At 57.2% G+C, this 8,689-nt stretch carries 9 protein-coding genes and 2 pseudogenes; 1 reads left to right on the forward strand and 10 read right to left on the reverse strand.

Going from position 1 to position 8,689, the window contains the following annotated elements; all coding sequences use genetic code 11:
- Positions 1–4: 4 nt before the first annotated feature.
- The 10 genes and pseudogenes from AKJ29_RS15710 to AKJ29_RS19520 form a co-directional block, all read right to left on the reverse strand.
- Positions 5–280: pseudogene (locus tag AKJ29_RS15710) on the reverse strand (transposase); the annotation flags it as partial.
- A gap of 292 nt (positions 281–572) precedes the next feature.
- Positions 573–1,367 carry a calcium-binding protein gene (locus AKJ29_RS20450; protein WP_055192402.1) on the reverse strand — a complete coding sequence of 265 codons (795 nt, stop codon included), beginning with the start codon at positions 1,365–1,367 and terminating at the stop codon, positions 573–575.
- 138 nt (positions 1,368–1,505) lie between these two features.
- On the reverse strand, positions 1,506–2,189 hold the full coding sequence (locus tag AKJ29_RS15720) for a calcium-binding protein (protein WP_055192405.1): 684 nt from the start codon (positions 2,187–2,189) through the stop codon (positions 1,506–1,508).
- A 192-nt stretch (positions 2,190–2,381) separates the two neighbouring features.
- Positions 2,382–3,149 (reverse strand): SDR family NAD(P)-dependent oxidoreductase, encoded by a 768-nt coding sequence (locus AKJ29_RS15725; RefSeq protein ID WP_055192407.1) that lies wholly within the window; start codon positions 3,147–3,149, stop codon positions 2,382–2,384.
- 68 nt (positions 3,150–3,217) lie between these two features.
- The gene (locus tag AKJ29_RS15730) at positions 3,218–4,996 is read right to left on the reverse strand and encodes a SulP family inorganic anion transporter (protein ID WP_055192408.1); all 1,779 of its coding nucleotides are present in this window, start codon (positions 4,994–4,996) and stop codon (positions 3,218–3,220) included.
- A gap of 61 nt (positions 4,997–5,057) precedes the next feature.
- Complete coding sequence (locus tag AKJ29_RS15735; RefSeq protein WP_139231508.1) at positions 5,058–5,393, reverse strand: protein tyrosine phosphatase family protein; 336 nt, start codon at positions 5,391–5,393, stop codon at positions 5,058–5,060.
- 67 nt (positions 5,394–5,460) lie between these two features.
- Complete coding sequence (locus AKJ29_RS15740) at positions 5,461–6,348, reverse strand: MBL fold metallo-hydrolase (protein ID WP_055192412.1); 888 nt, start codon at positions 6,346–6,348, stop codon at positions 5,461–5,463.
- A gap of 13 nt (positions 6,349–6,361) precedes the next feature.
- Entirely contained in the window at positions 6,362–6,814 is a 453-nt protein-coding gene (locus tag AKJ29_RS15745) for a YeeE/YedE family protein (RefSeq protein ID WP_055192414.1), read from the reverse strand.
- Positions 6,815–6,818: 4 nt separating this feature from the next.
- Positions 6,819–7,250, reverse strand: a complete 432-nt coding sequence (locus tag AKJ29_RS15750; RefSeq protein ID WP_055192416.1) for a YeeE/YedE family protein — start codon at positions 7,248–7,250, stop codon at positions 6,819–6,821.
- A gap of 90 nt (positions 7,251–7,340) precedes the next feature.
- Entirely contained in the window at positions 7,341–7,487 is a 147-nt protein-coding gene (locus AKJ29_RS19520) for a hypothetical protein (protein WP_409360040.1), read from the reverse strand.
- A 30-nt stretch (positions 7,488–7,517) separates the two neighbouring features.
- Here AKJ29_RS19520 and AKJ29_RS15755 point away from each other — a divergent pair.
- Positions 7,518–8,441: pseudogene (locus AKJ29_RS15755) on the forward strand (IS5 family transposase); the annotation flags it as partial.
- Positions 8,442–8,689 lie beyond the last annotated feature (248 nt).

Raw genomic sequence — 8,689 nt, forward strand, 5'->3', positions numbered from 1 at the left:
CGCCTCACTTGCCGGTCCACGGTTTGAGCTTTCGTGACAAAAAATCGTTGGCCACAGCCAGTTCCCCGATCTTGGCATGCAGTTCTCTCTCCTGCTCTTCGTCAATCTCGGGGGCTTTCCTGCCGCCGCGCTCGAATACGCCGGACGCACCTTCCAGCAATGCCTGCTTCCATGTGTGGATCATCGTCGGATGAACCCTGAACCGGCTCGCCAGCTCGGCAACCGTCTGCTCACCCTTCAGCGCCTCAAGCGCCACCTTCGCCTTGAACTCAGGCGAATGCTGCTTCCGTTTCGACCTCTCTGATCTCCTCTTCGTCGAAGATCAGCAGACCGCAAATCGTAGCCAACGTCAGTGTCCGAATTTCGGGGGGTAGCTCAGTTTCGGGGTCACGCCCCTCTTTTTTTGGCACAGGGAAGCATCGGAGAGCTATAGGCTTTCTTGAACTGGGTCAGAGTTCAAGCCATCAGCATGCACCACCACCGGCTCAGGTTTTCAGTTAATAAATGTAAATGGAGTGCCCGTTTCAAGATCAAGACCCGCCCAGAAAATTTTGCGGGCAGGCCTTGCTGGATCAGGCTGCGTTTTGCGCGTTTACCACAACCACATCAACGACGACATTTGCAAAATCCTCCACCGCGCGGCCTTCAAGCGTCATTACCTTTACCGAGCGGTAGAACATGTCGACGCCGGTCCCATCAGCATTTTCCTGGAAACTGACATGATCGGGGGACGGGTCATCGTCTTCAACGATCACCCCAAGAGTATCCAAACCGCTCTCGAAATCGGTCACAACCGGCGCGTTACCTTCTTCGGCGCTGTTTTGGATCGCGTAGAACGTATCGGCTTTTTCGCCGCCTGTCAGAACGTCGGATGCCCCGCCGATCAGGATGTCTGCCCCCCACCCTCCGGACAAGGTATCCGCTGCAAGGTCATCGATCAAAACCTCGTCATCCGACGAAAAGCCCCCGCCCCAAAGCGCGTCAGCGCCTTCGTGACCAAACAACTGATCTTCGCCTTCGCCGCCAACCAGAATATCGTTGCCTTTGCCGCCGCTCAGCAGGTCATTCCCCGCCCCGGCCAAAAGGGCATCATTGCCCGCACCACCGTAGATCTCGTCATCTCCCGCGCCCGTGATTGCATTATCGTCGCCACTACGTAGAGTTGCCACAATATCCTTCTTGCTGTTTTGTTCGTTGACCTCATCAGCATCTGAACTGCCGTTGATCGTCACAGGCCCGTTGCCATCACCGTCGGTCACTGTCACATCAGGAGTTTCAGCATCCTCCACCTCATCATCATTGTCGGACCAACTGTCGATGATAAAGCCACCTGCAACCAGGGGGATCAGGGCAAACAACCACAACATGTCTTCTCTCCAATTTCACTTTTCAATTGTGGATAGAAAGTAAAGAGCTAGCCAGAGGTTGACAATGTTAAAATCGGGCAAAAGTATGGCGCATCGTTTCCCAGTCAAAAACAGTTATGTCCTGCGGGTCTTGCACTCTCAAGCCGCGGTTGGCATTTCCGCAACTTTTAGCTTCAAGAAACTGAAATCCATTCCCTGCGTGGTCAGGTTGTCCCCGGCCACATGAACAATTGCCTCATCCTCCCCGGCCTGAATGGTCAAAGCTATCCCCTCAGGCGTCGTCTCGGCACTGACCTCTACCTCGTCTCCATCGCCAACACCCTGAAGGTAAATAATAATCTGGTCTTCATCCGGATCAAAACCTTCGATACTGGGAACAGCATCATTATTCATGTCATGAATAAGATGAAGGCTGTCCGCGCCTGCGCCCCCGATCAGCGTTTCATCACCATAGCCGATCAGCGTGTCGTTCCCCTCTCCTCCTTTCAGAAGGTCAGGAGCATGATCATCAAACACTTCACCATAGGTTTCGCCCAGCGTATTGCCAGACAGGAAGTCATCCCCTGCCCCCCCTTCAATCACATCTTCTCCACCTCCGCCAATGGCAACATCATCACCGTCCCCGACAGAAATGAAATCGTCGCCTTCGGTGCCGACCACCGTGTCATCCCCAGCATAAGCCAGAAGATCCGCCCCCACGTCCTGCGAGCTTTTATCAATGAGATCATCACCTTCCGAAGGTTTGTCACTCACCTCCTCAAGGCTTCCCATCATTCCCAGAGCCAGACCAAGCAATGGCAAAACCAGCGCAATACCAAACATTTCCAACCTCCATACAGCGATCCTTCAAGGGCAGGCTGGAGGGAAATCTCTAAAAAACGACTAAATGGAGAATTGTTTCCAAATTAAAAATAATCGGAACTTGTCTAAAAATGTATTTATCGACGTGACACCCCGCCACAAACGAAAAAAGCGGGCCGAAACCCGCTTTTCCAATCCCGAAAGATTTTGGGGTCAGCGCGGCGCCATGCGGATTGCTCCATCCAGGCGGATCACCTCACCATTCAGCATCGGGTTTTCCACAATATGCCGGGCCAGAGCGGCAAACTCATTCGGATCGCCCAGACGGGACGGGAATGGGACCTGCGCGCCAAGGCTGTCCTGAACTTCCTGCGGAAGCCCCGCCACCATGGGCGTTTTGAAAATTCCAGGCGCAATGGCCATCACGCGGATGCCGTCGCGCATCAGGTCGCGCGCCATCGGCAGGGTCATGCCCACGACCCCCCCTTTTGACGACGCGTAGGCCAGCTGACCAATTTGCCCGTCAAACGCTGCAATGGAGGCGGTACTCACAATGACACCCCGTTCTCCATCCTCGGTAACCGGATCGGCAGAGGCCATGCCAGCCGCCGCCTGACTGGCGCAGTTGAACGTACCAATCATGTTCACGGCAATGACTTTCGCAAACAGGGCCGCATCATGGGCCACGCCCTTGGACTGGGTCTTGGCCGCAGGTGCAATCCCGGCGCAGTTCACCATGATCCGTTCCTGACCATGGGCTGAGCGCAGCGTTTCAAACCCCGCAGCCACAGACGCCGCGTCGGACACATCCACCTTGGCAAAGGCACCACCAATTTCTGCGGCCATGGCCTGCCCGGCATCTTCGTTTAGGTCAAAAATTCCAACTTTGGCCCCGGCTTTGGCAAGTGTACGGGCAACGGTGCCCCCCAGGCCTGACGCCCCACCGGATACGACGGCAACAGTGTTTTCGGTAATCTGCATTTGGGTCTCCCAACCTCTACCACGGCTCAGTCGTGACCCGCTTAACAGGAATTGCACAACCGTTCAATTCAGCGAAAAAATGACGCAGCGTCCTGCATTCCACACGCTTTGCCCCCATCCACAGGTCCAAGTGACTGCATGGCCGCAAACTGGGTCAGGTAGACATCCCCACTGAGCGATTTGAGGAAATGGGTGTGCGACAACCGGTCCATGACCGGTCCCTTGACCTCAGAAAGGCTGAGAGTGATCCCCATATCCCGAAGGCGCAGGTTCAGCTCCTCCAATGTCTCAAGCGCTGAGAGGTCAATCTCATTCACCGCTGAACACATCAGGACGACATGCTTAACCTGCCCCCGAGAGACCCGCTCCAGAAGATAATCCTCGATAAATCTGGCATTGGCAAAATAGAGGTTTTCATCAAGACGCAGCGTGACAAGGGCCGGATGGGTCCAGACATCATGCCGGTCGATATTGCGAAAATGCTGGGTGCCGGGCAACAACCCGACCTCAGCGATATGCGGGCGCGAGGTTTTGTGCAGGTAAAGGACAATCGACAGAACCACCCCGGCAGACACGCCAAGCTCGACCCCGAACCCGAGGGTCAGCAGGATGGTGACCAGAACGGCGGCAAAATCCCCGCGATGATACGACCAGGTTGCCCGCAGAATTTTGAAATCCACCAGGCTGAGCACGGCGACAATGATCGTTGCGGACAGCGTGGCCTTGGGCAGAAAATAAAGGAATGGCGTCAGGAAAAGCGCGGCAAGCGTGATGCCAATGGCCGTGAACGCCCCCGCAGCCGGGGTTTCGGCACCCGCATCGAAATTCACGACCGAACGTGCAAACCCGCCCGTGACCGGATACCCACCACTTATGGCGGCTGCGATATTCGAAGCGCCAAGCCCTACCAGCTCCTGATCGGGCACGATACGCTGGCGTTTCTTTGTGGCCAGCGTCTGGGCCACTGATACGCTTTCGACAAAACCGATGATCGAGATCAAAAGCGCCGCACCGATCAGGTCCGACCACAACCCGAGATCGAAACTGGGAGAGGTCAGCGGAGGCAGTCCCTGCGGCACCGCCCCGACAATTGCAACCCCGTGTCCCTGCAAATCAAACTGCCATGAGAGCCAGGCCGTCACGACCACCGCCCCAACCGGCCCGGCTTTGGTCAGAATATCTGCCAATCGCGTGCTGGCGCCCAACCGGGTTGCCGCAGATTTCAGCCCCTTGCGCACCCAAAGCAAAAACGCCACGCTCCCCCCTCCCAGGGCAAAGGTGATCAGGTTGATCTCGTGCAGATGGGTCAGGATCGTCGACACGATCTGAAACAGCGAATGACCATTCGCCTGAATGCCAAGGATATGTTTCAGCTGACTTGCGGCAATCAGCAGGCCAGAGGCGGTGATAAACCCTGCAATCACCGGATGGCTGAGGAAATTGGCCAGAAAACCAAGGCGAAACACGCCCATGATCAGAAGAATGCCCCCCGACAAAAACGCCAGCGTCATGGCCGCCAGTGCGATCTGCGCCGGATCACTCAGCCCCAGCTTGCCGATTGCCGCGGCCGTCATCAGGCTGACCACCGCAACCGGCCCCACCGCAAGCGCACGAGAGCTGCCAAATATCGCATAGGCAATCAGCGGAAGGATCGAGGCGTAAAGCCCCATTTCCGCAGGCAACCCGGCCAGAAGCGCATAGGCCAGAGATTGCGGGATCAGCATGATGGACACAATCACTGCCGCCATGGCATCCGCCGACAGGTCCTGACGGCGATAGCTGCGCCCCCAATCCAATATCGGAATGTGGCGGGACAGGCCCGCCCGACAGGGTATCAAATTAAACATGGAAAATCCGGGGAGAGAAACAGGAGTGAAAACGCCCCGCCGATGGGCGGGGCGGGAAAGGTTATCGGTTGGCTTCGCAGGTCATCCAAAGGATTTCGCAACGGGTGCCAGAGCGGCAATAGGCAAAGATCGGCCCCGGAGCCTCCTCCATCAGCCGGGTAAATTCGCCCATCACTTTCAAGGCGTCTTCGCGGTTGCTCATGGGCAGGAAAGAGGTTGCCATGCCTTCCGCTTTGGCGGCGGCCTCGATTTCGGCCCAGCTCGGTTGTCCCGGGTCTTCGTTATCAGGTCGATTACAGACCAAGGTCGTAAACCCGGCCTGTTTGATCGCCGCCACATCCGACACCGCGATTTGCGGCGCCACGGTCACGCGGTCGCTCAGCTTCTTTGCCATCATTTTGCTGCCCTCATATTTCCCCGAAAGGATCCTGTTTACCGCCACCGGATGGGGTTTTCCCAATCTGTCAAAGCGTATTCACCGGCACCTTGAGAAAGGTGCGGCCATCCTTGTCCGCCGGTGGCATTTCTCCGGCGCGCATATTGACCTGCAATGAAGGGATAATCAACTTGGGCATATCAAGTTGCGCATCCCGCTGCGTGCGGAAGGCCACGAATTCTTCTTTCGTCTTGCCGCCTCCGACATGGATATTGTGCATCTTTTCCGCCCCAACGCTGGTTTCCCACTGAATGTCGCGCCCGTTGGGGCCATAATCGTGGCACATGAACAGACGGATCTGGTCCGGCAGGGCGAGAACTTTCTGGATCGAATCGTAAAGATCGCCTGCATCCCCACCGGGGAAATCCGCACGCGCCGAGCCGCCATCGGGCATGAACAGAGTATCCCCCACAAAAGCGGCATCCCCGATCACATGCACCATGCAGGCAGGCGTATGGCCCGGCGTGTGCATGACAAACGCCTGCATCGTGCCGATCATATAGGTGTCGCCCTCTTCAAACAGGCAATCGAACTGGCTGCCGTCCCGCTGAAACTCCGTCCCCTCGTTGAAGATTTTTCCAAACACGTCCTGCACCACGGTGATTTTGGACCCAATGCCGAGCTTGCCGCCCAGCTTGCCCTGAATATAGGGCGCGGCGGACAGGTGATCCGCATGGACATGGGTTTCGATCAACCACTCAAGCTCAAGGTCGTGCGCCTGAATATGGTCAATGATCTGGTCGGCATTTTCATGGGTGATCCGACCGGCGAAATAATCGATATCCATAACGCTGTCGATCACCGCGCAGGCGCGGCTTAGCGGATCTTTCACCACATAGGAAATCGTGTTGGTGGCAGGGTCGAAAAACCCCGTCACCTCAGGGGGCAGGTCGGTGTTGATGGGATAATCGCTCATGACACATCCTTTCTCAGCTTGGAGTTTGTTCGGGGGGTGACGCGGACAGACGCGCCTGCCGGGCAATGGCCCACCGCGCCACAAACACCCCCGCCAGCATCGCCAGCACAAAGATTGCCACATCTGAATTTCCGGTAGAGAGCACAGGAAGGGCCGCCCCGGGACAGAACCCGGCCAGCCCCCACCCCAGCCCGAACGTGACGCTGCCCAGAACCAGTTTACGGTCGATCAGGCGCGTGCCCGGCAGGGTGAAGCTGGCCTCCAGAACCGGGCGCCCCCGGCGAAACACCCACCAGTAACCGGGAATGGTGACCGCAAGCGCGCCCCCCATAACAAAAGCCAGGCTGGGGTCCCAGCTTCCGGCAATGTCAAAGAAGTTCAGAACCTTGGCGGGGTTGGCCATGCCGGACACGGAGATCCCGAGGCCAAATATCGCACCAATGACAAAAATCAGCAGCAAAGGCATTGCATCACCCTCCGATCACGTGGCGGGTGACATAGACCATCAAGGCCGTGCCCAGCATGAAACAGGCTGTGGCCACGATCGAGCGCGGGGAAAAGCGCGCCATGCCACAGACACCATGGCCAGAGGTGCATCCCGACCCGTAAGTCACCCCGATCCCGACCACAAACCCGCCAATGATCATCGACAAACGACTGACCGGAACGTCGATGGCCGGCAATGATCCCGCCATGAACAGGTACAGAAACGGCCCGCTCAGCATTCCGGCCAGGATTGCGGCACGCCAGGCCCAATCGCTGGAGTTTCGTGGGGCCAGAAATCCGGTCAGGATACCTGTGGCCCCAAGGATATTTCCCCGGGCCCACATCAAAAAGACCGAAGCAACACCGATCAGCAGTCCCCCGACGGTGGATGCGAGAGGTGTAAATTCCGTTTCCATGGCGCGTTTCTCCTTGTGTTGACGCGCCTCCACCCTCACTGTGCAAGGAAGCGCCGTCAACTCTCCAGTTTCCGATACCGGTAGGGGGCGTTACTCGGCCACCGCTTCGCGCACGATGCTGTCGAGCAGCGCCTGAACTTCCTGCATGGGGCCATCTGGATATTTGCGATAGCCCACTTCCACCTGTCCGTCGCGGTCGGAGAGGCTTTGTTGCACAAATAGGTTGATGGGATTCACTCTATGAATCCAGCGTGATAGCTGAAGGGGATGAGCAGCTGGTCCCCTACTAAATATAAGACCAAGAATTGGTCGTCTTACAATGACAGTTTGAAGCGGCGCGGATCGTTGTCGGTCTGGTTTGATCCAGAGATGGAGTGGAGGCCGCCGCCAAACGGCAAACGCGGTCGGCAACAGCAATTCAGTGACGCCGCTATTCAAACGTGTCTGACGCTGAAGGTCCTTTTCGGCATGCCGCTTCGCCAGACAACCGGGTTCGTTCAAAGCTTGCTGCAGTTGGTCGGGCTTGATTGGTCAGTGCCGGATTTCAGCACTCTTTGCCGCCGCCAGAAAACGCTGAACGTGAGCCTGCCCTATCGTGGCGGTGCTGGCCCGTTGAATCTTCTTATCGATAGCACGGGGATCAAGGCCGAGGGTGAAGGCGAGTGGAATGCGCGCAAGCATGGCGGTTCCAAACGCCGTATCTGGCGCAAAATACACATTGGGGTCGACGAGGAAACGCTCGAGGTGCGGGCCGTCGAAGTCACGAGCAGCAACATCGGTGATGCTCCCATGCTGCCCGAACTCCTGAACCAAATCCCTCCCGATCAAGACATCGGCAGTGCCACCGCAGACGGGGCGTATGACACCCGTAAATGCCACGAGGCGATTGCGGCGCGAGATGCCCATGCTGTGATCCCGCCACGTAAGAATGCAAAACCCTGGAAACCGACGAGCGACGGAGCGATTGCCCGTAACGATGCGGTCAATGCGCAACGATATCTGGGCCGCACCGTGTGGCGACGTTGGAGCGGATACCACCGCCGAAGTCGCGTCGAAACGAAGATGCATTGTATGAAACTGCTCGGCCAGTCGTTGATGGCGAGGGACTTTGAAAGGCAGGTCACGGAAATCCAAATCCGCATCGCCGTGCTGAACCGCTACACAGTTCTTGGCATAGGTTCGACCCGTCCGGGAAGACATCCAGATCCCACGCGGCCACTTCTGCCGGGGTCGCGGCGCGGCCAAGACCCAGTTTTTTCAGCCATGGCGGGGGTGGCAGTCAGGGCAGAAACCGAGGCCGCCATCAGGAGTTTAGGGCGTAGACTCATAAGAGCCAAATGACTGTTGCGGCGATGTGGGCTGCTGCCAAGAAGGTTTGTTGGCATCGAAATGTTCGCAGGCTGAGTTGTCGCCAGTCCTTCAGTCGGTTGAACATGCGC

Source organism: Aliiroseovarius crassostreae (assembly GCF_001307765.1).
GTDB lineage: Bacteria > Pseudomonadota > Alphaproteobacteria > Rhodobacterales > Rhodobacteraceae > Aliiroseovarius > Aliiroseovarius crassostreae.